Origin of the sequence: Streptomyces barringtoniae, assembly GCF_020819595.1 — a bacterium.
In the GTDB taxonomy this organism is placed as follows: domain Bacteria; phylum Actinomycetota; class Actinomycetes; order Streptomycetales; family Streptomycetaceae; genus Streptomyces; species Streptomyces barringtoniae.
Genome location: NZ_JAJHNP010000001.1, coordinates 121,660 through 143,824, shown reverse-complemented (window position 1 = coordinate 143,824; position 22,165 = coordinate 121,660). Strand labels below are relative to the sequence as shown.

Annotated in this window: 20 protein-coding genes and 5 pseudogenes; 12 read left to right on the top strand and 13 right to left on the bottom strand. The window is 72.5% G+C overall.

Features of this window, described 5'->3' with window-relative positions:
* Positions 1-61 precede the first annotated feature (61 nt).
* The 3 genes from LMU33_RS00615 to LMU33_RS41580 all read left to right on the top strand — a co-directional run bounded on the left by LMU33_RS00615 (position 62) and on the right by LMU33_RS41580 (position 1,999).
* Positions 62-718: a ThuA domain-containing protein gene (locus tag LMU33_RS00615; RefSeq protein ID WP_228616241.1), complete on the top strand. Its 657-nt coding sequence runs from the start codon at positions 62-64 to the stop codon at positions 716-718.
* A gap of 157 nt (positions 719-875) precedes the next feature.
* Positions 876-1,739 (top strand): isocitrate lyase/PEP mutase family protein, encoded by an 864-nt coding sequence (locus LMU33_RS00610; RefSeq protein ID WP_228616239.1) that lies wholly within the window; start codon positions 876-878, stop codon positions 1,737-1,739.
* Positions 1,736-1,999: a hypothetical protein gene (locus tag LMU33_RS41580; protein WP_308280739.1), complete on the top strand. Its 264-nt coding sequence runs from the start codon at positions 1,736-1,738 to the stop codon at positions 1,997-1,999. Before LMU33_RS00610 ends, LMU33_RS41580 begins: the two co-directional genes overlap by 4 nt.
* A gap of 212 nt (positions 2,000-2,211) precedes the next feature.
* Here the strand turns inward: LMU33_RS41580 and LMU33_RS00605 are convergent.
* The 3 genes and pseudogenes from LMU33_RS00605 to LMU33_RS00595 form a co-directional block, all read right to left on the bottom strand.
* A pseudogene (locus LMU33_RS00605) lies at positions 2,212-2,364 on the bottom strand (carbohydrate ABC transporter permease); the annotation flags it as partial.
* Positions 2,364-3,043 (bottom strand): annotated as a pseudogene (locus LMU33_RS41575) (LacI family DNA-binding transcriptional regulator); the annotation flags it as partial. The pseudogenes LMU33_RS00605 and LMU33_RS41575, both read right to left, overlap by 1 nt.
* A gap of 262 nt (positions 3,044-3,305) precedes the next feature.
* Positions 3,306-4,319: a hydroxyacid dehydrogenase gene (locus tag LMU33_RS00595; RefSeq protein ID WP_228616237.1), complete on the bottom strand. Its 1,014-nt coding sequence runs from the start codon at positions 4,317-4,319 to the stop codon at positions 3,306-3,308.
* Positions 4,320-4,586: 267 nt separating this feature from the next.
* On the opposite strand from LMU33_RS00595, the gene LMU33_RS00590 reads away from it, so the two are divergent.
* Entirely contained in the window at positions 4,587-5,303 is a 717-nt protein-coding gene (locus LMU33_RS00590) for a hypothetical protein (RefSeq protein ID WP_228616235.1), read from the top strand.
* Positions 5,304-5,453: 150 nt separating this feature from the next.
* Positions 5,454-7,022, top strand: a complete 1,569-nt coding sequence (locus tag LMU33_RS00585; protein WP_228616233.1) for a carboxylesterase/lipase family protein — start codon at positions 5,454-5,456, stop codon at positions 7,020-7,022.
* 16 nt (positions 7,023-7,038) lie between these two features.
* Here the strand turns inward: LMU33_RS00585 and LMU33_RS00580 are convergent.
* Positions 7,039-7,188 (bottom strand): annotated as a pseudogene (locus LMU33_RS00580) (LacI family DNA-binding transcriptional regulator); the annotation flags it as partial.
* Positions 7,189-7,970: 782 nt separating this feature from the next.
* Positions 7,971-8,897 (bottom strand): homocysteine S-methyltransferase, encoded by a 927-nt coding sequence (gene mmuM / locus LMU33_RS00575; RefSeq protein ID WP_228616231.1) that lies wholly within the window; start codon positions 8,895-8,897, stop codon positions 7,971-7,973.
* A gap of 3 nt (positions 8,898-8,900) precedes the next feature.
* On the opposite strand from mmuM, the gene LMU33_RS00570 reads away from it, so the two are divergent.
* The 5 genes and pseudogenes from LMU33_RS00570 (at position 8,901) to LMU33_RS00550 (ending at position 12,917) form a co-directional block, all read left to right on the top strand.
* On the top strand, positions 8,901-9,107 hold the full coding sequence (locus tag LMU33_RS00570; protein ID WP_228616229.1) for a hypothetical protein: 207 nt from the start codon (positions 8,901-8,903) through the stop codon (positions 9,105-9,107).
* Positions 9,108-9,343: 236 nt separating this feature from the next.
* Positions 9,344-9,499, top strand: a pseudogene (locus LMU33_RS00565) (carbohydrate esterase); the annotation flags it as partial.
* A gap of 67 nt (positions 9,500-9,566) precedes the next feature.
* Positions 9,567-11,366, top strand: coding sequence for a DUF2264 domain-containing protein (locus LMU33_RS00560; protein WP_228616850.1), 1,800 nt, complete (start codon positions 9,567-9,569; stop codon positions 11,364-11,366).
* Between the two features lie 247 nt (positions 11,367-11,613).
* The gene (locus LMU33_RS00555) at positions 11,614-11,982 is read left to right on the top strand and encodes a VOC family protein (RefSeq protein ID WP_228616227.1); all 369 of its coding nucleotides are present in this window, start codon (positions 11,614-11,616) and stop codon (positions 11,980-11,982) included.
* Positions 11,983-12,092: 110 nt separating this feature from the next.
* Positions 12,093-12,917, top strand: a complete 825-nt coding sequence (locus LMU33_RS00550; RefSeq protein ID WP_228616225.1) for an isocitrate lyase/PEP mutase family protein — start codon at positions 12,093-12,095, stop codon at positions 12,915-12,917.
* Here the strand turns inward: LMU33_RS00550 and LMU33_RS00545 are convergent.
* The 5 genes from LMU33_RS00545 to LMU33_RS00525 form a co-directional block, all read right to left on the bottom strand.
* Positions 12,848-13,582 (bottom strand): alpha/beta fold hydrolase, encoded by a 735-nt coding sequence (locus LMU33_RS00545; protein WP_228616223.1) that lies wholly within the window; start codon positions 13,580-13,582, stop codon positions 12,848-12,850. The genes LMU33_RS00550 and LMU33_RS00545 overlap by 70 nt on opposite strands.
* Before the next feature lie 4 nt (positions 13,583-13,586).
* Entirely contained in the window at positions 13,587-14,171 is a 585-nt protein-coding gene (locus LMU33_RS00540; protein ID WP_228616221.1) for a TetR/AcrR family transcriptional regulator, read from the bottom strand.
* 122 nt (positions 14,172-14,293) lie between these two features.
* Complete coding sequence (locus LMU33_RS00535) at positions 14,294-14,539, bottom strand: hypothetical protein (protein WP_228616220.1); 246 nt, start codon at positions 14,537-14,539, stop codon at positions 14,294-14,296.
* Between the two features lie 129 nt (positions 14,540-14,668).
* Positions 14,669-14,860 (bottom strand): DUF397 domain-containing protein, encoded by a 192-nt coding sequence (locus LMU33_RS00530; RefSeq protein ID WP_228616218.1) that lies wholly within the window; start codon positions 14,858-14,860, stop codon positions 14,669-14,671.
* On the bottom strand, positions 14,857-15,705 hold the full coding sequence (locus tag LMU33_RS00525; RefSeq protein ID WP_228616216.1) for a helix-turn-helix domain-containing protein: 849 nt from the start codon (positions 15,703-15,705) through the stop codon (positions 14,857-14,859). Before LMU33_RS00525 ends, LMU33_RS00530 begins: the two co-directional genes overlap by 4 nt.
* Positions 15,706-15,985: 280 nt before the next feature.
* Here LMU33_RS00525 and LMU33_RS00520 point away from each other — a divergent pair.
* Positions 15,986-16,231, top strand: a pseudogene (locus tag LMU33_RS00520) (ATP-binding protein); the annotation flags it as partial.
* Here LMU33_RS00520 and LMU33_RS00515 read toward each other — a convergent pair.
* Entirely contained in the window at positions 16,224-17,540 is a 1,317-nt protein-coding gene (locus LMU33_RS00515; RefSeq protein ID WP_228616848.1) for a jacalin-like lectin, read from the bottom strand. The pseudogene LMU33_RS00520 and the gene LMU33_RS00515 overlap by 8 nt on opposite strands.
* Before the next feature lie 122 nt (positions 17,541-17,662).
* On the opposite strand from LMU33_RS00515, the gene LMU33_RS00510 reads away from it, so the two are divergent.
* A complete protein-coding gene (locus LMU33_RS00510; protein WP_228616214.1) occupies positions 17,663-18,877 on the top strand; it encodes an MFS transporter in 1,215 nt (404 codons plus the stop codon).
* Positions 18,878-18,918: 41 nt separating this feature from the next.
* Here LMU33_RS00510 and LMU33_RS00505 read toward each other — a convergent pair whose 3' ends face one another.
* Both LMU33_RS00505 and LMU33_RS00500 read right to left on the bottom strand, forming a co-directional pair.
* Positions 18,919-19,188 carry a hypothetical protein gene (locus LMU33_RS00505; protein WP_228616212.1) on the bottom strand — a complete coding sequence of 90 codons (270 nt, stop codon included), beginning with the start codon at positions 19,186-19,188 and terminating at the stop codon, positions 18,919-18,921.
* 82 nt (positions 19,189-19,270) lie between these two features.
* Complete coding sequence (locus tag LMU33_RS00500) at positions 19,271-22,153, bottom strand: glycoside hydrolase family 2 TIM barrel-domain containing protein (protein ID WP_228616210.1); 2,883 nt, start codon at positions 22,151-22,153, stop codon at positions 19,271-19,273.
* Between the last annotated feature and the right edge of the window lie 12 nt (positions 22,154-22,165).

Sequence of the window (22,165 nt, the reverse complement as noted above, 5' to 3'; positions counted from 1 at the left end):
GCGCCCCTGCGCTTCAAGGGAGTTGGAGCCGGGCCGGGCGTCCGCGGCTTAGGGTCGTCGCATGGCCGCGCGACTGCTGCTGTACACCCGCACCACGGACTACCGCCACGACTCCATCCCGGACGCCGTCGCCGCCGTACGCGCGCTCGGCCGGTTCGCCGTCGAGCACACCGAGGACCCCGCGGACCTCGAACGGCCGCTGGGGGCGTACGCGGCCGTCGTCTTCCTCTCCACCAGCGGCGATGTGCTGACCCCGGCCGGCCGGGAGCGGCTCGCGCTCTACGTCGGCTCCGGCGGCGGCTTCGCCGGGGTGCACGCGGCGGCCTGCACCGAGTACGGCTGGCCGTACTACGGCGAACTCCTCGGCGCCCGCTTCGTACGGCACCCCGCCCTCCAGCCCGGCCGGGTCGTCGTCGAGGACCCCGGCCATCCCGCGACCCGCGGGCTGCCGGCCGTCTGGGACTTCACCGACGAGTGGTACGACTTCGACGCGAGCCCCCGCGGACGCGTCCGGGTGCTGCTGAGCGCCGACGAGGCGTCGTACGACGGCGGCGGGATGGGCGCGGACCATCCGCTGGCCTGGTGCCGTGAGCAGGGCCCGGCAGGCGGTCGCGTCTTCTACACGGCACTCGGTCACGCCGCCGAGGCCTACCGCGACCCGGACTTCCTGGCCCATCTGGACGGTGGGCTCCGCTGGGCGGGGCGCGTCCCCGCGTGACGTTTCTGCGGTGAACTGGTTCCGCCATTGGGGTGAGTAAAGCTCGCATATATAGAAGTTCACGTGACTATCTAGACATGCTCTTGTCTTGGCAAAGGGCGTCGAGACGTGTCGGCCATCCGGCCGCGCGTCACCCACCCACAGGAGGAGCCGGACCTTGACTCACGGTAACAAGCTGCGCGAGCGCATCGCCGGGCCCGGGACCACACCGCTGATCGGCGTGTACGACATGTACTCGGCGTCGATCGCGGCCAAGCACTACGACGGCATGTTCGTTTCGGGCTTCGGCTTCGCGGCCTCGTACTACGGACTGCCGGACATCGGATTCATCGCCTGGCCCGACATGGTGGCCTTCGTCCAGCGGCTGCGGGGCGCCTTCCCGCACCACCACCTGCTCGTCGACATCGACGACGGGTACGTCGACCCCGAGGTCGCCTGTCACGTCGTCGAGGGGCTGGAGCGCATCGGCGCCTCCGGCGTGATCCTGGAGGACCAGAAACGGCCCCGCCGCTGCGGTCACGCCGACGGCAAGCAGGTGCTCCCGCTGGACGAGTACCTGGAGAAGCTGGACAGGGTCCTGGAGACTCGCAGGGACCTGGTCGTCGTCGCCCGTACGGACGCCACCGACGAGGACGACATCCTGCACCGGGCCGAGCGGCTGGCCGCGACCGACGCCGATGTGGTCCTGGTCGACGGGGTGCGCAGCGTCGAGTGGATCAAACGCATCCGCAAGGTCGTCGGGGACAAGCCGCTGCTGTTCAACCAGATCGCCGGCGGCAAGTCGCCCCGGCTGTCCCTCGGTGAACTGTCCGACCTCGGCGTCGACGTCGCGATCTACAGCACCCCGTGCCTGTTCGCCGCGCACGAGGCGATGGACACCGCGCTCGCCGGGCTGAAGGCGGCCGACGGCCGGCTGCCGGAGGTGGACCCCGCGAGCGGGGTCGGCGTGAAGGCCTCCACCAGCCTGCTGGAGCGCAACATCGCCCGCGACCGGCTCGTGGCCGAGGAGGTGGGCGTGTGACCGGTGCCGTACCCCGGTTCGGGATCGCCGCGGTAGCCACCGCCGCGCTGCTCGGGGCGGGCGCCGTCCCCGCGGCCGCGTCCGGAAGCCTGATCACCGTCATCGACAACTCCCACGCCGACTCGTGGCTGGAGGTCGACCGCACGGCCAACGTCCAGACCGGCAAGGGCACAGCAGGAAGCGACCACGACGGCAGCGCCGTGGACGCGGTCGAGGCCCTCGTCGGCCGCGGCCATCAGCACAGGGAGGTCTGGGACTGAACCCCGGCGGGCAACCGCTCGCCGGAAGACGATCGACCGCTGACGTGGACCGCTGACGTACGACCGATGACGACGACGACCGATGACGACGACGGCCGGGCGCCCCGTGCGGGAGGCGCCCGGCCGTCGCCGCGCTGCGGCCCGGTGCGGCCCGGTGCGTCCTGATGCGGCCCGGTGCGTCCTCGTGCGGGCGGTGAATCGACACCAGTACGTCACTTGAGGGCTCCCAGCGTCACCCCGGTGCGCCAGTAGCGCCGCATCGCGACCATCATCACCGCCATCGGCACGATGGACAGCAGCGCGCCGGTCAGCACCAGGCCGGTCAGGTCGACGCCGGATTCCAGGCGGGTGCCGGACCAGTTGTGCCGTACGCCTCGAACGCGCGCCGCGCGCCCCTCGACCGGGCCTGTGCGGTGGTGAGTTCGGCGGGTCCGGACAGGACGAGGACGCGCCGGTGGCCGCCGACAGCAGACGGCCGGCCATGGAGTAGGCGCCGCCCTCGTTGTCGTGGTCGACCGTGGTGGCCGGGACGGTGCCCTCCAGGGGCGGCCTGCCCACGAGGACGAGATGGGATCCGGCCGCGTCCAGCGAGCGGGCGAAGCGGGCCATGCGCAGCTGGTACTCGTCGTAGTCGTACGCGCCGCCGAGCAGTACCACGGCCGCCACGCCCTGCTGTCGTATGAGGTTGACCAGCGCGAGCTCCCGTTCCGGGTCGTCGCCGGTCGTGCCGACCAGCGACAGCCAGCCGCGCAGGGCGGCGGCGCCCTCGACGCCCTTGGCCACGTGGGCGAAGGCGGCGCCGGTGATGTTGTTGACGAGGATCGCCACCGTCGGCGTGCCGCCGCCGGCCAGTGAGCGGGCGTGGGCGTTGGTGACGTAGTCCAGGTCCCGGACGACCTTCATCACGCGTCGGCGCAGCTCGTCCGAGACCGGGTAGTTGCCCGACAGCACCCGCGAGACGCTCGCCACGGAGACACCGGCGTGCTCCGCCACGTCGCGGATGGTCGCCCGGCGGGCGTCACTGGGCGCCCTGCGCTGAGTCACCGTTGCGGCTCCTTCGACGCCCGGGCGCGTCCGACCTGCCCGGGTCCCACCCGCGCCGGTGCGGGAACCGCATCCCATCGTTACTGCGGCCCGGTGGGCCTGTGGACAGCGGGTTTCCAAGGCTCGGCGGGCCTGTGGACAGTGGTCCTCCAGGGCCCCTGTGTGACCGTGGACAGCGGTTTCTCCAGGGCCTTGTGCGACTGTGGGCAGCGGCTCTCCAGGGCTCTGTGCGCCTGTGTGTGGGGCGGCCCTCCTGTGGGCATCAGGCGACCCGGACGAGGTCCGAGTGCCGCACCTCGTGCAGCGGCGGCAGGCCCGCCGCGAGCCGCTCCAGTTCCGTCACGACGATCGCGCCCAGCCGCTCGAGCTCGTTGCCGAGCGAGCCCGCGATGTGCGGGGTGAGGAAGACGTTGGGCAGCCGGTACAGGGGGGAGCCGGCGGGCAGCGGCTCGGGCTCGGTGACGTCGAGGACCGCGTGCAGCCGTCCCGAGACCAGCTCCTCGGTCAGCGCTTCGTGGTCGACCAGCGCACCGCGCGCGGTGTTGATCAGCACGCCGCCGTCCCGGATGAGGGAGAGCCGGGCCCGGTCGAGCATGTGGTGGGTCTCGGGGATGTCGGGGGCATGCAGGCTGACGATGTCACTGCGCCGCAACAGGTCCTCCAGAGGCAGGAGTTCGGCCCCCAGGGCGGCGGCCTCGGCGGGGCTCACGTACGGGTCGTGCAGCAGGACCGTGAGGTCGAACGGCCGCAGCAGCTCCATGAGCCGGCGGCCCACACGGGAGGCGCCGACGACCCCGACACGGCGGCCGAGGTTGCCGGTGGCCGCGGTCTCGGCGGGGGGCGGGCCGACGTGGGTGCGGCGGTAGCGCTCGCGGTGGCCGAAGGCGTCCTTCCCGGCGAGCAGGATCATCGCGAGCGTGTACTCCGCGACCGGCAGGGCGTTGCCGGTGACCGCGCTGGACACGGTGACGCCGTGTTTCCACAGCGCTTCGCCGATCAGGGAACGCACCGAGCCCGCGGTGTGCAGGACGGCGCGCAGCTTCGGCACCTTGGCCAGGGCGCCGGCGTCCAGGTGCGGACAGCCCCAGCCGGTGATCAGCACCTCGGTCGGCGTCAGGGCCTCGGCCACCGCCGGATCGGCGAAGTCCCGTACGACGAGCTCCGCGTCGACGTCGGCCGTCCGCCTCAGCCGAGCCATGAGCGGCGGGGGGAACAGCAACGGCAGGTGTACCGGATCCATCGCGAACACGGCCCGCGGCGGTTGACGGCTGGGCATGGCTCTCCTGGGAGGGACCGGGGAAAGGAGTGTGGTGCGGGGATGGAAACAGTTTCAGAAAGCGCCTTCTACCGTATGTCTGCCGAGAAGGGACGGTCAATCAGGCGGGTGGGTCGGTGAGCGTCGGCGGACATGGCCGGGGCTTGGGGTTCGGTGTGGCTTCGCGCCCCTGCTCGCGACCCGTCACTGGAAATCGGTTACCCGCTCGCGTGCTTTCGGCTCGGCAGCTGAGCAACTGGACAACCGGTTTCCGGTCAGTTGCACCGCATGTTCGTCAACGCCGCCGAACTGCTCCGCCACAGCGGCTACGACGGCTGGGTCGCCCACGACATCGCCCGCTGCGAGGAGTCGTTCCGCACCGTCTGGTATCCGGCCGTGTCCGGATACATACTCTACGCCAACGGAATCTGGGACCTGACGGACATTCATATCACCCTCGCCATCGGAGTGTTCTGGGAGGAGCACACCCTCTTCGAGGACGCGCTGCGGTTCGCCGCCGCCGGCGCGGGCAACGGCAGCGTCCTGCACCGCATCGTCACCGATGCCGGCCAGGGCCAGGAGTCCGGGCGCGACCAGGGTCACGAGCAACTGGCCGTCGGCCTCATGGGCGACATCGCCCAGGTCGCCTGGAACCAGGGCGACGACCTGTCCTCCCACGACGACCGCCGCTTCATGAAGGCCGCCCAGTACGTCGCGAAGTACGACACCGGCCAGGACGTCACCTACACCACCTACACCTGGGGCACTGGCCAGAACTGCGCCCAGCAGTCGCAGCCGGTCATCGGTTCCGGGTCCCGTGGGCAGGTCCGCCCGGTGTGGGCGATGCTGCACTTCCACTACAACCGCCGTCTGTACCTGGACGACGAGTACAACTCGGGCATGTACCGCGACCTCGTCGCCCCCGAGGGCGGCGGCGGTGACTACGGCTCCACCAGCGGCGGCTACGACCAGCTCGGCTTCGGCACCCTGAGGTACGCCAAGTAGCCGCCGTACGGAAAGCAACGGATGCGGCACTCACCGTCCCGGGGTAGCCCGAACGGCCCTCCCGCGCGCCCGTGCACCGGAATACCGGACGCTCTTGTGGTGCTCTGATGTCACACGGTGCACGAGCGCGCGGCGAAGGGCTGGTGGGCGATGACGGCAGACCAGGCGAACCCCGTGGTCCGAACGCCGTACGGGGCCGTCCGCGGCCGGTACGAGCAGGGCGTCGCGGTGTTCAGGGGCATCCCGTACGCCGCACCGCCCTTCGGCCCCCTGCGGTTCCGCCCGCCCGAACCGCCCGAGCCCTGGGACGGGGTGCGCGACGCCGGCGCCTTCGGGCCCACCGCGCCGAAACCGCCGTACTCCGAGGCGTTCGCCCAGTACCTGTCCGACCCGGAGATCTCCGGCGACGACTGCCTCAACCTCAACGTGTGGACCCCGCAGCCGGACCCCGGCGCCCGCCTCCCGGTCCTCGTCTGGCTCCACGGCGGCGCCCTGACCAGAGGATCCTCCGCCGTGCCGGTCTACGACGGCGTCACCTTCGCCCGGGACGGCGTCGTCTGCGTCTCCGTCAACTACCGGCTGGGCGTCGAGGGCTACGGACTGTTCCCCGACGCACCGCCCAACCCCGGCCTGCGCGACCAACTCGCCGCCCTGCGCTGGGTGCACGACGCGATCGGCGCGTTCGGCGGCGACCCCGACCAGGTCACCCTGTGCGGCCAGTCGGCCGGCGCCATCAGCGCCGGCGCCCTGCTCGCCGCACCCGCGACCCGGGGCCTCGTCCGGCGCGCGGTGCTGCAGAGCGGACCGCCGGAGGCCTCCGAACGGGACAAGGTACGGCGGATGGTGCGCCGCATGGCCACCCGGCTGAAGATCCCCGCCACCGCCGAGGCCTTCGCCGCCGTCGACCGCGACCTGCTGCTGCGCACCCAGGCCGAGGTCGGCCGGCTCAGCAGCCCGGTCCTGGGCGGACCGGCGTTCGGCATCGTCGTGGACGGCGACCTGGTGCCCCGCGACCCCCTCCAGGCCCTGATCGACGGCGACGCGGCCCCGGGCGTCGAGCTGCTCATGGGCTGGACCCGGGACGAGTACCGGCTCTGGCTCGTGCCCGGCGGGCTGCTGGAACGCGTCGACCGGCTCGGCCCCGTCGCCCTCGCCGGAGCCATGGCCCGCTGCCGCGTCGGCCACGAGGTGCCCCGCGGCTACCGTGTCCTGAGCCCCGACGCCGGCGCCGCCGAGATCGTCGGCCAGATGGTCACCGACCACCTGCTGCGGCTCCCGCTGCACCGACTCGCCGACGCCCGCCCCGGCGCCTGTCACGTGTACGAGTTCGCCTGGCCGTCCAACCGCCCCGGCCTCGGCGCCTGCCACGCCCTGGAGCTGGGGTTCGTCTTCGACTCCGGTGACCTGGCCGAGTCGAAGAAACTGGCGGGTGAGGGCGCCCCGCGGGAGCTGGCCCAGGCGATGCACACGGCCTGGGTACGCTTCGCCACGACAGGGGATCCCGGCTGGCAGGCCTGGGACGCCTCCCATCCGGTGCGGATCTTCGGCGACGGTGCACCGCATACCGCGTACGGTCCACGGGACGCGGAAATCGCCCTCTGGGCCACCGCCCCCACCCTCCCCGAACCCGACCCCGCCTCGGACTTCCGCGCACCGGGAGCCGAGCTGGCGGCGGCGGTACGGCGCCTGCGGCGGTCGGTGGGGGCACGGCGGCGGTGAGGTGGGGTCACGGCGCCCGCACGGCGCGCATCACCCGGGTCCGGGTCGCCGCGCTCACCGGATACACCCCGCCCAGCACCCGGGACACCGTGGACGCGGACACCCCGGCCCGCGCCGCGACGTCCCGGATCGTGCTCCGTCCGGCGACCTCGCTCTTCCTCGTCATCTCCACCCCCTCCGCACCGTCGGGCACTGCGGCGACACGACAGCAACCGGTTCCCACGCGGGCGGCTGGCGCCCGCAAGGGACACGGACCAGTGCGGATGCGCGGCTCGTGCGAGGGCCTTCTGAGCCGGTGCCTTGGCCTTGGCGCGGGGTGGTGACGTCAGGTCACGCACTCGGGTGTCGGTCTCGGTGCGGGTGGTGATTTCGGGTCGTGCACCCGGGCGTCGGTCTTGGTGTGGGGCGGTGACTTCTGGCGGCACGCCCGGGCGTCGGTCTCGGTGCGGGTGGTGATTTCGGGGCGTGCACCCGGGCGTCGGTCTTGGTGTGGGGCGGTGACTTCTGGCGGCACGCCCGGGTGTCGGTCTCGGTGCGGGTGGTGATTTCGGGGCGTGCACCCGGGCGTCGGTCTTGGTGTGGGGCGGTGACTTCTGGCGGCACGCCCGGGTGTCGGTCTCGGTGCGGGTGGTGATTTCGGGTCGCGCAGCGGGCGTCGGTCTTGGTGTGGGGCGGTGACTTCTGGCGGCACGCCCGGGCGTCGGTCTCGGCGCGGGGTGGTGACTTCGGGGCGCGCAGCGGGCGCCCGTCGCGGTGCGGGGTGGTGACGTCAGGTCACGCACCCGGGCGTCGGCCTCGGTGCGGGACTTCAGGCAGCGCACTCGGGTGTTCGCCTCGGTGCGGTTCGGTGCGGTTGCTTCCGGCCGTGCACACGTGCGTCCATCCCGGTGCGCGGACGTGGCCCGAGGGCTCGCACCCGGGTATCCGCCTCGCTGCCGGGCGAGGCGTTCAGGCCGCGCCCAGCGCCTGCCTGATCGACGTGATCGCATCCGGCCCCACTCGGCAGCACCCGCCGATGAGCCTCGCCCCGGCGTCCCGCCACGTCTTCACCTGGCCGGTGCCGAACCTCGTCCGCCCCGTCCAGGCCCGCGCCTCGGCGTCCCAGACCTCGCCGCTGTTCGGATAGACCACGACCGGCTTGCCGGTGACCCGCGCAGCGATCTCCACCGCCGGCTCCACGTCCTGCGGCGCACAGCAGTTCACGCCGACCGCGATCACCTCGTCCACGTCGGCGGCCAGGGCGAAGGCCTCCTCCAGCGGCTGCCCGGCCCGCGTGTGCCGACCGTCGACCGTGTACGACAGCCACGCCGGCACCCCCAGCCCGCGCACCGCCCTGAGCAGCGCGGCGCCCTCTTCGGCGTCCGGCACCGTCTCCAGCGCGAGGACGTCCGGCGCGGCGGCGGCCAGCACCTCCGTCCGAGGCCGGTGAAAGCGCTCCAGTTCGTCCACGCTCAGCCCGTAGCGGCCCCGGTACTCGGAGCCGTCCGCGAGCATCGCGCCGTACGGCCCGACCGACGCCGCCACCCACAGCGGACGGTCGATGCCCGCGCCCTGGGCCCGCCGGGCGGCCTCCCGCGCGAGGCCCACGCTCAGCGCGAGCAGCCGCGCTGCCTCGTCATGGCCGATCCCGCGCCGCGCGAACCCCTCGAAGGTGGCCTGGTAGCTCGCGGTGATGGCCACGTCCGCGCCGGCCCGGAAGTAGGCGAGATGCGCCTTCGTAACCGCTTCCGGCCGCTCGGCGAGCAGCCGCGCCGACCACAGCTCGTCGCCGAGGTCGTGTCCGGCCGACTCCAGCTGGTTGGACATGCCGCCGTCGAGCACGACCGTCCCGGCGGTCAGGGCGGAGGCGAGGCTGGGGGAGGTGTCGCTGGTCATGTCATGACGCTAGTCGAACCGGCGGGCGTACGGACCGGGCAGCCGGCCCGGCAGCCCGGTTTCGGAAAGGCTCAGGCGAGCAGGTCGATCGCGTCGATCGCCGTGCCCGCGCTGAGACAGCCCGTCGTCCCCGAACTGCTCACCACGTCGATCCTCAGCACGTTGTACCCCTCGGACGTACGGGGCGCGTCCTGGAGCGGCAACTGGTGATCGGAAGCGGTTCCGAAGGTTCGGGTGTTGGCAGGGTGGCAGTCGAACGCGCCTCGCGAAAGGCCTTGCGTGCGGGAGGACTCGGTAGTCCAGGAATTTCGCCCCAGGTCTAGAAAGCGCTTGTGCGAGCCGGTACGGTCTCGGATCGGCCGATGACGATCGACGGAGGACCGCCCATGAGACGTGACGGACGTGTCGGAACCGCCGTGCTGCCGGCGGTCACCCTGGGCGCGCCACTCGGCCCGGAGGGCTCCGAGGCGATCCACCTCTCCAACGAGAAGCGCGACGACACGCACACCTCCGTGCACGGCGCCACCGTCCACGCCGGCCTGGTCCGCGACGGACTCCTCGCCCTGCATCTGGTGCCCAAGGGCGCCGTACGGGTGGGATGAAGCCCTGGGGCGCCCCGACCGGAACCGGGGCGCTCCAGGCCCGCCAGGAAGGAACGTCACCGCCGTGATCGAACTGCCCGCCGACGACCGCGTGTCGAGCCCGTACACCGGCTGCACCCGCGCCCACTGGGAGGCCGCCGCCGACGCCCTGCTGGCCGCCGTCGCCCGCTACGCCAGCCCCGACCGCGCCCTCTACCACCTCCCCGGCGACCACATGAGCCAGTCCGGGCACCTCTCCGACGGCCTGGAGGGATACGCCCGTACGCTGCTGCTGGCCGCCTTCCGCCGCGACGAGACCGCGCTCGGCCGCTACGCCGACGGCCTCGCCACCGGTCCCGGCGGGGTCTGGCCGCGCATCGAGCACCGCGGCCAGCCGCTCGTCGAGGCGGCGTCCGTCGCGCTCGCCCTGCGGCTGACCCGGCCGCTGCTGTGGGACCGGCTCGATGACTCCGTACGGCAGCGCACGGCCGACTGGCTGGCGGACGCGCTCACCGCCCAACCCTGGCCGTGCAACTGGGAGTTGTTCCCCGTCACCGTCGGCGGCTTCCTGCAGGATGTCGGCCACCGGCCGGAGGCGGCACGCAAGGCGATCGACCGCGGTCTGGAACGGGTCGAGGGCTGGTACCTCGGCCACGGCTGGTACACCGACGGCGACGGCCGGAAGTTCGACTACTACAACGGCTGGGCCATGCACCTGTACACGGTCCTCCACGCATGGCTGGCGGACGACGGTGAACTGCTTTCCGTGTACGGCGGACGGTTGTCCCGCCACCTCGCCGACTACGCCCGTCTGTTCGGCGGCGACGGCGCCCCGATGCACCAGGGCCGCTCCCTCACCTACCGTTTCGCGACGGCCGCCCCGCTCTGGCTCGGCGCACTGACCGGACATACGCCCCTGCCCCCCGGGGAGACACGGCGCCTCGCCTCCGGCGCGCTGCGGTACTTCCTCGACGGCGGCGCGGTCGACGAGCGCGGCCTGCTCCCGCTGGGCTGGCTCGGCCCCGACGACTCGCTCGTGCAGACCTACTCGGGCCCGGCCTCCCCGTACTGGGCCAGTAAAGGGTTTCTCGGCCTGTTGCTGCCCGCGGAGCACGAGGTGTGGACGGCGACCGAGGAACCGGGCCCGGTGGACCGCGCCGACGAGGTACGGCCCGTCCGTGCCCCCAACTGGCTGCTGCAGTCCACCCGTTCGGACGGAGTGGTCCGGCTGCACAACCACGGCAGCGAGGACGTCCGCTACGACCCCTACTACACCCGCCTCGCCTACTCGACCGCGACCAGGCCCGACCGGGCGTCGTACGACAACAGCGTGATCGTCGGCGGCGATGCGAGCCGCACAGGGATCGAGCCGCTCGGCACCGGCGAGGGGTGGATCGCCTCCCGGCACACCGTGCGCGACGGGATCACCGTCACCAGCCTCGTGCTCGCCCGGGGCTCGGTGGAGGTGCGCGCCCATCTCGTGGCCGGGGCCGGGCCCGGGACGCCGGTGCGGATCACGGGATGGGCGGCACCCGACGGACTGCGCGCCGAACTCCTGCCGGTGTCCGGCCTGTCGGAGGAAGGGACGGGGGAGCTGACGGGAGAGCTGAGGGAGGAACTGACGGGGGAGCTGACGGGGGAGACCGGGCCGGGCGAGGCCACGCTGTTCGTGGCGCTCGCCCGGCTCACCGGTGAGCCGGACCCCCGGCCCCTCGCGGAGCTGGTGTCCGTGCGGGTGGGGGAGGAACTGGAGGTGAGCGTCCGCTGGGCGCCCGGCGCGGAGGGCACGGAGGGCACGGAGGGCGCGCCGGACGCGCCGGGCGTCTTCAGTTTCACGGCTTCGGACGGGCGATCCGCAGGCTCGTCGTGGTCGGTGACGCGCCGGTGAGAGGCGTGGCGTAGGACGGGGTCGGTTCCCGTGAACGGCGACCCGGAGCGAGCCGTTCGGGGCGACGGCGGTGGCGGTGCGGTTCCACTCGCGGGTGTTGTTGCAACCGGCCGCCAGATAGGGGAACTCGGCGGGCAGGCTCATGCCGTGCGTCGTGCGGATGTCATGCCCCACGGTGGCCGCCGGGCCGGGAAGGGTTGCCGCCGGGGGTTGCCGATCTTCACAGCCGCTCAGCAGACTTCGTCGCATGACTTCCAAGATCCGTCACGTGACCATCGACTGTGCCGACGCCTACACCCTGGGCAGCTTCTGGGCGAAGGCGCTGGGCCAGCCCCTGCACGAGGACGACCACCCGGGTGACCCGATGGCCCTGATCGAGGGCGCGGGCCTGCTCTTCGTCACGGTGCCGGACGCCAAGACCGTCAAGAACCGCGTCCACCTCGACCTCCAGCCCCAGGACCGCAGTCGCGACGAGGAGGTCGAACGGCTGCTCACCCTCGGCGCCACCCTGGTCGACGACCGGCGCAACGGCGACGGCACCGGCTGGGCGGTCCTTTCCGATCCCGAGGGGAACGAGTTCTGCGTGGAGCGCAGCGCGGCCGAGCGCGGGGAGTAGCCGGGCCGGCCCGAGCGGTTCGGACGAGTCGGTGGCCCGAGCGGTTCGGACGAGTCGGTGACCCGGACGATTCGGCGGGCGCCGAAACGACCCGCGCCCAGCATGGCCGTATGACCGCAGAGCCCACCCTGACGACGTTCGCCGGACTCCACCACCGCCCCGGCGCGCCACTGCTGCTGCCGAACGCCTGGGACCATGCCTCGGCGGCCGCGCTCGCCGCCCGGGGCTTCCCCGCGATCGGTACGACGAGCCTGGCCGTGGCGGCGGCCGCGGGCCTGCCGGACGGCGCGGGCGCGACCCGGGAGCAGACCCTGGAGCAGACCCTGGAGCTCGCCCTGACCCTCGGCTCGGGGCCCTGGCTCCTTTCGGTCGACGCCGAGGACGGATTCAGCCCCGACCCCGGCGAAGTGGCCGCGACGGCACGGGAGTTGTGGGCCGTGGGGGCGGCCGGGGCCAACCTGGAGGACGGGCTCGGGCCGATCGGCCGGCACGCCGCGAAGATCGCCGCCGTCAAGGCCGCCGTACCCGGCCTGTTCGTCAACGCCCGCACCGACACGTACTGGTCCGGTGACGGCGACGAGCGGGACACCCTGCGGCGGCTCGACGCCTACCAACAGGCCGGGGCCGACGGGGTGTTCGTGCCCGGGGTGACCGATCCCGAGCGGATCGCGGCCCTCGTGCGGCACCTCGACGTCCCCCTCAACATCCTCTACTCGCCCGCCGGACCCACCGTCGCGCAGCTCGCCGACCTCGGTGTCCGCCGCATCAGCCTCGGGTCGCTGCTGTACCGGCGGGCGCTCGGCGCGGCCCTGGACGCGGCGGCGGACATCGCCGCCGGACGCGCCCCGGGCGGCACCACCCCCGCTTACTCCGACGTCCGCGCACTGGAACGCAGCAGTGTGTCGGTGAGCAGGTCGGCGAACGCCACCGGGTGATCCAGCGTGCCCAGGTGTCCGCCCGGGAACTCCACGAACCCACCCGCCAGCCGCTCCGCGAGCAACCCGGCGGTGTCGTACAGCGGTTGGCCGGCCGAATCGGCGCCGGCGGCGAGCGTGAGGCCGCCCGGGGGAGCGGTGAAGGCGGGGACGTGGGCGGTGAACGGGCGCAGCACGCGGGCCAGGAAGACCCCGTACGGGGTCGTCTCCGCGCCCTGGGACGGCGGGCGTCCGGGGCCGTCGAGCTGCCCGATCAGCTCGGCCCGCCGTGACTCCCCGTCCGGCAGCACCGTCACGCACGGCGGCTCGTGCGCGACCACGTGCGCCAGCCGCCCGGGGTGCCGGGCGAGCAGGTCCAGGGCGGTGATGCCGCCGGAGCTGGTCCCGAACACATAGGCGGACCCGCCCTCCGGGAGCACCGCCTCCAGCACCCGGTGCGCGCCCTCGCTCCAGTCCGCCACCCGCTGCTCGGCGACCGGCAGACCGAGCCGGCCGTGGGCGAGGCCCAGCGGGTCGTACGTCACCACGGTGAAGTGCGCGGCCAGCCGCTCGGTCAGCGGCCCGAGCCCCATCGGATGCCCGGCTCCGCCCGGCAGGACCAGCAGCACGGGACCGCTGCCCGCGACGTCGTAGTGGAGCGGTTCGCCGTGCGGCGGTTCAGCCATCGGTTCAGTCATCGTTCCTCGTCTCCCGGGGCCAGTGGGTGAGGGCCAGGTGCAGGGCGTCGATCGCCTTGTCCCAGGAGGCACGTACGTCCCGGTCCGCGCCGAAGCCGCCGGCGGACTCCAGGGCGCAGTAGCCGTGGAAGGTGCTGCGCAGCAGGCGTACGGCGTCGGTCAGGTCCGGCTCCTGAAGGCCGTAGGCGCGCAGCATGCCGTACGTGATCTCGGCGGTGCGGCGCAGGGCCGGGGAGTCGGCGATCAGGCTCTGGTCGATGCGGATCTGGGTGGCCGCGTACCGGCCGGGGTGCTCCAGGGCGTAGGCGCGGTAGGCACCGGCGAAGGCGGCCAGCGCGTCCTTGCCCGCGCGGCCCGCCACGGCCGCCGCGATCCGGTCGATCAGCTCGCCGCCCGCGTGCAGCGCGAGCCGGGTGCGCAGGTCCGCGAGGCCCCGGACGTGCGAGTACAGGCTCGCGTCCTTCACACCGAAGCGGCGGGCCAGCGCGGACAGGGTGACGTTCTCGAACCCCGCCTCGTCGGCGAGTTCGGCGGCGGCCGTGACGACACGGTCGACGGTGAGGCCCGCTCGGGCCATGGGAGCCTGCCTTTCCACGTTTCCTAGATCCTCTAGGTTACAGGCTAGGTGTACCAGGAAAGTGGGCCCGACCGGTCAGCAGCGCTTTCCCTGGGCGGGGATCAGGGCCACGTCCTCCGCCCTCAGCCGCAGGGCATGGCGGGACGAATCCTGCCCCGCGCCGGGTCGGGGTCCCAGAGCCGGACGGTGTCGCCGCTCGCCTGGAAGGTGAGGACCGGGTGGGTCGTGGGCACCGGCCCGTTGATGACGGGGATCTTCGAGTTGAGCGGTGCGACACACACGAGTTCGCCCCGGATGCCGAAGTGCGCGGCGGGGTAGCGTTTCCCGGCGGTGGCGTCGGCGATCGTTCGGTCGGCGGCCCTGTCCACGCCGGGGGTCCCGCGCCGGGCGCACCCGCCATCCCTGCGCGGCGAACACGCCCGTCGCGAGCTCGAGTTCGTCGGGGTCGTCACGGACCTCGACGACCAGCCGCACCCTGCGGTTGAAGGGCTCCGGTCTCACCCGCGGTCGCGGCCGGCGAACGCCACGAACTCCGCCCAGGGGGCGGGGGAGAGGGCGAGTTGGGGGCCGGGGGTGTTCTTGGAGTCGCGGACGTGGATGGTGGTGGGGGAGGTGGCGACTTCGATGCAGTCACCGGAGCTGTCGCCGCTGTAGCTGCTTTTGAACCAGGCCAGTTCGGTAGTGCTCATAGCGCTCCTCGCATCCGCTCCAACAGGCTCCGGGAATCCTCCGGGGTCAGAGCCTGTGAGCGAAGTTTCGCATACCGCATATGGAGTGCGCTGATCGTGTTCGGCTTGACGATGAACTGGCCGTTTTCCTGCCCCTCGGAGTAGGCGAACCACTCGTTCTCCGGGGTCTCCAGCAGCTGGACGGGGCCGTTCAGGCCGGCATGGAACCCGCGGGACATCGGCATCACCTGGAACTCCACATTGCGTGGTTCCGTCCCCTCCAGGAGGTGCTCGATCTGCTCGCGCATGACGTCCGCCCCGCCGGTGAGGCGCTGGAGCACGTGCTCCTCGACGATGAAGCTGAACAACGTGTTGGGTCGCTCCTGGATCAGCGATTGCCGCTCCAGCCGGGCCGACACCTGGGCCTCGATCTCCGAGTCGCTGAACATCGGGATCCGCCCGCTGAACAGCGTTCGCGCGTACGCCTCCGTCTGCAACAGCCCTGGAACGAGCCGGTTCTCCCACGTGTACAGACTGATCGCCTGCTCCTCCAGCTCCGCCCACTGCCGGAACCAAGAAGCCAGCCCCTTCTCCCTGGTTGCGTGCTTGTACACGCTCCTCAACACGCCGAACGCGTCCAGGACTTCCTCCGCCCGCTCCACGAACGACCGAGGCGGGAACCGCCGCCCTTGCTCGATGGAGGCGATGGTCCCCGGCTGGTACCCGACCAGCGGCGCGTACTGCTCCTGTGTGTAACCCGCCCTCTTGCGAAAGGCCTTGTGCGCCGCGCCGAACGCCTTCAGGCTGTCGGACGGCTCGGGCTCGTTGGTGGCGGGCTGCTCGATGCTGATGGTGCTGTCCGTCATGCCGACCAAGGGTCACGGAACGTCACGACAACTGTCCAGAGCGTGAACTCGTACAGTCCGCAGCGTACGAGTTCCGTCGCTGGCCGACTCCCGTGTCCCACGCGACGGTTGGGGCATGCGACGTACGTTCACCCAGCTCTTCTGTGCGACACCGCACGGAGCACGACAGGCGCGGCGACTGGTGGCGAACCGGATGGATGTGTAGGGGTTCGCACGCGGGAGCGAGGCGAGCGACGCGGTCACCCTCGTCGCCGCCGAACTCGCCGCGAACGCGGTACGGCACGGACGGATCCGGGGGCGCGGCTTCCGCGTAAGGCTGCTGCTGGAGGAGGACGTCGTACGCGTGGAGGTGCTGGACGCGCGCGTGGAGCGGCTCCCCGTGCGGACGCAGGGGGAGCCGGACGAGAGCGGGCGCGGGCTGCTGATGGTCGAGGCGCTGGCGGACAAGTGGGGTGTGGAACTCCGCCCGGACGGCCTGCACAAGACCGTCTGGGCGGACGTCCCGGTGTGTACGCGGCTCAGCTGATCGGCGCGTACAGCACGCCCAGTTTGTCGATCTCGTCGCCCGCGCGGCCGGTGAAGCCGACGATCTGCCAGCCGGACGGCGCGGTGAAGGAGGCCGTGTCGGTCGTCGCCGTACCGGCGGACAGGGTCCGGCCCCGGTCCGTGGTGAACGCGGCCGAGAAGATCCGGGTGCGGCCGTCCTTCTGCCCCTCTGTCAGCTTCACCGAGGTGAGGTGTTCACCGGCGGCGAGGGTGAGGGAGGCGGCCGTACCGCCCGTGCCGCCGTGGCCGAGGACCGTGCCGTCGTCGTGGGTGAGGGACACCGCGTCCAGCCGGGCGGCACCGCGCAGGGTGAGGGTGCGCGGGGCGAGGGCGGCCGGGAGGTCGTCGGCGTCGGTGAACGCCGTACCGTGCGGGCCGCCGAAGAAGTCGCTCGCCCGGAGCCTCGGGCTGAGGGTGTAGGAGAAGTCGACGGTGTGCGGGAAGTGGTCGGAGAGGTTGCCGCCGGCGGAGTCCAGGAACTTCGCCCACTCGTCGTTGTACCGGGTCGCGGAGAGCGAGACGAGGTCGCTGCCGCGGTAGAGCACCTTGTCCACCACCTCGCAGTCGTTCGGCGGCGCGGACGTCGGGCACAGCAGGGGGTCGGCGCCCTGTGCCGGGGCCGTACCGCCCTTGACCAGCCGCACCCAGGCGTCGGTCAGGTGGTTGTCGTCGACGAGCGTGCGGATATTGTCGCCGGTCCGGGTGTAGCGGGTGTTGCTGTCCCCCATCACGATCACCGCGTTGCCGGCCGAGTTGGCCTGGATGAACTGTGACAGCTGGGTGATGTTGGCGCGGCGGGCGGCGAGGGCGTCGTCGGTGTCGTCGGCGTTGGGGTGGAGGTTGTACAAGTCGACGTACACGCCTTCCGCCAGGCGCACCCGGGCCAGTGTGAAGCCTTTCGGAGTCAGGCAGTTGGTGCCGGTGCAGTCGTTCCACTTGACCCGCTCGAAGTCCTCGAAGGGGTAGCGGGACAGGGTGTTGAGGCCGTCGCCGATTCCGGCGCCGCCGCTGGTCGCCGTGCGGTAGGGATGGTCGTCGCCCGCGTACAGCGCCGCGTGGTAGTTGAAGTCCTCCTGGACGTTGACGATGTCGTACCGCGCCAACCTCGGTGAGATCAGCGGGGTGTTGGTGGCCGGATGGCTGGAGCTGAGCCCCTCCGGCAGGCCCGCCACGTTGTACGTCAGCACGCTGAAGGTACCCGAGCCGGCGGCCTGCGCGGGACCGGCGGACAGGGTGAGCCCGGTGAGGGTCAGCGCGCCGGCCGCGAGGGCGCCGAGGAGTCGTCTGATGGGTCGCATGTGACTCATGTTCATGTCAACTCACCTGTTTTTGAAGGGTGGTTGAGAAAACTGTTCAACATTAATGCATGACCTGGGAGTGGCCTCCTGGACCACTTGTGTAAGGTGACCGGGTGCAGCGTGACGACCCCCAACCCCTGTTGGGGCAGCGGGACTTCGTCGTCTTCTGGGTCGCCCAGACCCTCTCCGTCCTCGGTGACTCCTTCGCCCTGATCGCGCTGCCCCTGCTGGTGCTGGAGGCGACCGGATCGGTGGCCCGGATGGGGCTGCTCACCGCCGTCGGCGGGGCCGCCGCCGTCCTCGCCGCCGTGTTCGCGGGCACCGTCGTGGACCGCGTGGACCGGCGGCGGCTCCTCATCATGTGTGACCTCGTCCGTATGGTCCTGTACGGTCTGATCCCGCTCGTGTGGGCCTTCGGGCCCCGCATCTGGCTGCTGTACGTGGTGCTGCCGGTCTGTGAGGCCGTCGGCATGTTCTTCGCCGTCGGGTACGTCACCGTGGTCCGCGGGCTCGTCGGCACCACGCGGCTCACCGAGGCCAACGGCCTGCTGAACGCCACCGCCGCGGCGGCCGGAGTGCTCGGGCCGGTGGGCGCGGGGCTGGTCGCCGCCTGGACCGGTCCGGCCGCCGCCGTGGCCGTCGACGCGGCCAGCTTCGCCGCCTCCGCCGCGTGCCTGCGCTGGGTACGACTGCGCCCCCGGACCGGCGACGACACCCCCGCGCCCGGCCGCGGCACCGTACGGCAGGACCTGCGCACCGGCATCGCCTTCCTGTACCGGCACCCCCTGCTGCGCTCGCTGACGGCCCTGCTGTTCGGTTTCAGCTTCCTCACCCTCGGCCTGAACGACCTCGTCATCTACCACCTGAAGCACGACCTCGGCCACGATGACGGCACCGTCGGCACCGTCATGGCCGCCGGCGCGCTCGGCACCATCGCCGGATCGCTGCTCGTCGCCCGCGTCCGCCGCCTGGTCGGCTTCGGCACCGCCTGGATCGGCGCGACCGCGCTGTGCGGGCTCGCCTGCGCCGGCCTCGGCCGGGTCGGCGCCGTACCCGGGGTCGCCCTCCTCGCCGCCGTCTTTCTGGCCGGTGTCGGCATCGCCGGCACCTGCTCGATGTCCCTGCGCCAGGAGGTCACCCCGGAACACCTGCTCGGCCGGGTCACCTCCGCCTACTGGACCCTGCAGTACTCCGCCGCTCCGGTCGGCGCCGCCCTGCTCACCTGGGCCGCCGGCCGCTGGGGCACCGCACCGGCCGCCCTGACCGCGGGCACCACCTGCGTCCTGCTCGCCCTCACCGCCCTCCTCACCCCGGTCCGCACGGCCTGACCCCGCCTTCCGCGCCGCTCGCCGTGCCCCCTGGGGTGCGCTCAGGAGGGCACGCTCGTACGACCCGCGAGCAGCGCCGCCCCCAGGCCCGCCGCCACCAGGGCGAGCAGCGCCACGCGGAGACTCGTCACCCCGGCCGCCAGTCCCACCGCCGGGCCCGCCAGCAGGAAGCCCGGCCACTGGCCGATCGTCACCACCGAGACCCCCTCCCCGGCGGGCACCCCGGGCGCCAGCCGCACCGCGAGCCGGGCCGGTACACCGCTCGCCGCGCGCACCTCGATGCTGCCGGGCACCCCGGCCGTTCGGGTCACAGGGCGTTCCTCCTGGTCGGCGCGGCCGCGGCCGGCCGGGTGGGGAACCGGTCGGCCGCGGTGGGTGTCGGGGCCCTGGCGGTCAGCCGGCCTCCGCGGCGGGGGTGGTGGAGAACACGAAGGAGAACTCCGCCGGTTCGGCCCGCAGGTGGTACTGGGGCAGCGGGGCCGGACCGCAGGACTGGGAGCCGATGCCGTGCTGGCCGTGGTCGAGGTTGACCCAGACAGTGTCGCCGGGGGTGAGGTCGGTGCGGTGCGCGGCGGCGTCCAGTTGCTCGGTGGTCCAGCGGCGGGCGGTGAGCCAGAACGCCGGGTCGCCCTCGATGCGCAGGCCGCCGAGCTCCGCCCAGCGCACGTCGATGCGGGCACCGTTCTCCTGGGGGCGGACGTACGGCGTCTGCATGCCGTCCACGGTCGACTGCCAGCGGCCGACCGCCGAGGCCGTACTGGTGTCGGGATACGCCTCGCCGGGTCCGCCGCCGTACCACCGCACACGGTCGGCCGCGGACAGCCCGAAGCGGATGCCGAGCCGGGGGAGGGGGACGGTCCAGTCGCCCTCGGGGGTGGTGCACACGGTCAACCGCAGCCGGTCTCCGTCCGAGGTCCAGCGGTACACGGTCGACAGCCCCAGCTCCCGCGCCGCCGGGGCCACCCGGGTGCGGACCGTCAGGGTGTGCTCGCCGGTCTCCACCGCGTCCAGCCGGTGCCGCATCCGGTGCAGGCCCAGCCCCCGCCACAGCAGCCCGTAGCGCAGGTCGGGCTGCCAGGGGGCGCCGTCGTCGTTGTCGGTGGTGGCCCGCCACACGTCCAGGCGCAGCCCCGAGACGGGCACGCCGCCCACGGCCGTCAGGGCGCCGGTGCGGGCGTCGAAGGTGCCGGGGCCGAGGGTGATCACCCCGTCGCCGGACACCGGCCGGGCGGTCGCCGGGACCTTGGGCACCGGGCGCTCCGACACCGCGACCTGGCCCCAGGCCACGACATGTCCCTCCGGCGCCCAGGCGGTGTCCGCCGCGAGCGCGGCCCGGACCGTCCACAGGGCCTCGCCGGACGGCGCCCCGGCGGGCGGCGCGGGCAGCTTGACGTCGGCGGACTCGCCGGGCGCCAGCGCCGGCACCGACAGCGGGCCGGACTCCACCGGCTCCCCGTCGACCTCGTACGACCACGAGAACGCCAGCGCCGACAGGCCGGCGAAGTCCTGCTTGTTGGTGATCCGGACCGTGCCGTCGCCGAAGTCGCCCGCGATGCCGACCGGTTCGATCACCTTCTTGAACTCGGTCAGACCGGGGGAGGGCTGCCGGTCCGGGAAGAGCAGGCCGTCGCAGACGAAGTTGCCGTCGTGCAGCTCCTCGCCGAAGTCGCCGCCGTAGGCGTAGCCCAGCTCCGGATGGGCGATGCCGTGGTCGATCCACTCCCACACGAAGGCGCCCTGCAGCCGGTCGTACGACTCGAACAGCCGCTGGTAGTCGGCGAGTCCGCCGGGTCCGTTGCCCATGGCGTGCGCGTACTCGCACAGGATGAAGGGGAGCCGGCGTCGCCTGAGGGTGCCGCCGTCCCGGCCCCGGCCGATCCGCTCGACCTCGGCGTGGTCGGCGTACATCCGTGAATACATGTCCGTGTCACGGCAGTTGTGGTCGCCCTCGTAGTGGACCAGCCGGGAGGAGTCCCGGCCGCGGATCCACTCGGCCATCGCGGTCAGGCCCCGGCCGGTGCCGGCCTCGTTGCCGAGCGACCAGACGACGATCGACGGGTGGTTCTTATCCCGCTCGACCATGCGGGACGCCCGGTCCAGCAGGGCCGGGGTCCAGCGGTCGTCGTCGACGGGGTTGTCCCGCCAGCCCTGCTCGGTGAAGCCGTGGGTCTCCAGGTCGCACTCGTCGATCACCCACAGGCCGTACTCGTCGCACAGGTCGAGGAAGGCCGGGTGCGGCGGGTAGTGGGAGGTACGGACGGCGTTGACGTTGTGCCGTTTCATCAGCAGCACGTCCTCGCGCATGGTGGCGGGGTCCAGCGCGCGGCCCTGCTCCGGATGCCACTCGTGCCGGTTGACGCCCTTGAAGAGGACCGGCCTGCCGTTGACCTTGATCAGGCCGTCCGCCAGCTCCACGGTGCGGAAACCGATGCGCAGCGGCACCCGCTCGCCCTCGGTGGTCAGCGTGCCCTCGTACAGCCTCGGGGTTTCCGCCGACCACGGCTCGACCGGCACGGTCACGCCCTCGCCGGTCGCGACGTCGATACCGAGCTCGGAAACGGTTACCCGGCCGTCCACGTCGGAGTCGACGCGCAGGGTGCCGGTGCCGGCGCGGTGGTCGTAGGAAGCGTGCACGAAGAAGTCGAGGGCGGCGCCCGCCGGGCGGTGCAGCAGGGTGACGTCACGGAAGATGCCCGGCAGCCACCACTGGTCCTGGTCCTCCAGATAGGAGCCCGCCGACCACTGGTGGACCCGGGCCGCCAGGATGTTGCCCTCGGGCCTGAGCAGATGGCCGACCGCGAACTCGTGCGGCAGCCGGGAGCCCTTGAACTCGCCGAGGTCCGTACCGTTCAGCCACACCCGGGCGCAGGACTCCACCCCGTCGAAGCGCAGCACCGCGCCCCCGTCCGTGCGGTCCGGCCAGTCCTGAGGCAGGTCGAAGAGCCGCAGATGGTCGCCGGTCGGGTTCTCGGTCGGCACCCGCGGCGGGTCGACCGGGAACGGGTAGAGGTGGTTGGTGTAGATCGGGGAGCCGTGCCCCTGCAGGACCCAGTGGCCGGGAACCTGGATCTCCGACCAGCCGGCGGCGTCGTACCCCTCCTCGGCGAAGGAGTCGTCCTCGGCGTCGGCCGTCGGTGACAGCCGGAAACGCCAGCTGCCGTTCAGCGAGAGGGACTTGGCGTCCGAGGACGCGTACCAGGCCCGCGGCGGCAGCGCCCCGGAGCCCGGTGAGACGTCCTCGACGTAATCGGTGACGGTGCGGGTGCTCAACGACATCGGTCTCCTAGC

Coding starts and splice junctions, on each gene's coding strand:
- LMU33_RS00555 (WP_228616227.1), top strand. CDS start 11,614: ATGACTTCCAAGATCCGTCACGTGACCATCGACTGTGCCGACGCCTAC.
- LMU33_RS00590 (WP_228616235.1), top strand. CDS start 4,587: ATGTTCGTCAACGCCGCCGAACTGCTCCGCCACAGCGGCTACGACGGC.
- LMU33_RS00545 (WP_228616223.1), bottom strand. CDS start 13,582: ATGGCTGAACCGCCGCACGGCGAACCGCTCCACTACGACGTCGCGGGC.
- LMU33_RS00595 (WP_228616237.1), bottom strand. CDS start 4,319: ATGCCCAGCCGTCAACCGCCGCGGGCCGTGTTCGCGATGGATCCGGTA.
- LMU33_RS00550 (WP_228616225.1), top strand. CDS start 12,093: ATGACCGCAGAGCCCACCCTGACGACGTTCGCCGGACTCCACCACCGC.
- LMU33_RS00570 (WP_228616229.1), top strand. CDS start 8,901: ATGACGCTAGTCGAACCGGCGGGCGTACGGACCGGGCAGCCGGCCCGG.
- LMU33_RS00615 (WP_228616241.1), top strand. CDS start 62: ATGGCCGCGCGACTGCTGCTGTACACCCGCACCACGGACTACCGCCAC.
- mmuM (WP_228616231.1), bottom strand. CDS start 8,897: ATGACCAGCGACACCTCCCCCAGCCTCGCCTCCGCCCTGACCGCCGGG.
- LMU33_RS00540 (WP_228616221.1), bottom strand. CDS start 14,171: ATGGCCCGAGCGGGCCTCACCGTCGACCGTGTCGTCACGGCCGCCGCC.
- LMU33_RS00585 (WP_228616233.1), top strand. CDS start 5,454: ATGACGGCAGACCAGGCGAACCCCGTGGTCCGAACGCCGTACGGGGCC.
- LMU33_RS00530 (WP_228616218.1), bottom strand. CDS start 14,860: ATGAGCACTACCGAACTGGCCTGGTTCAAAAGCAGCTACAGCGGCGAC.
- LMU33_RS00500 (WP_228616210.1), bottom strand. CDS start 22,153: ATGTCGTTGAGCACCCGCACCGTCACCGATTACGTCGAGGACGTCTCA.
- LMU33_RS00525 (WP_228616216.1), bottom strand. CDS start 15,705: ATGACGGACAGCACCATCAGCATCGAGCAGCCCGCCACCAACGAGCCC.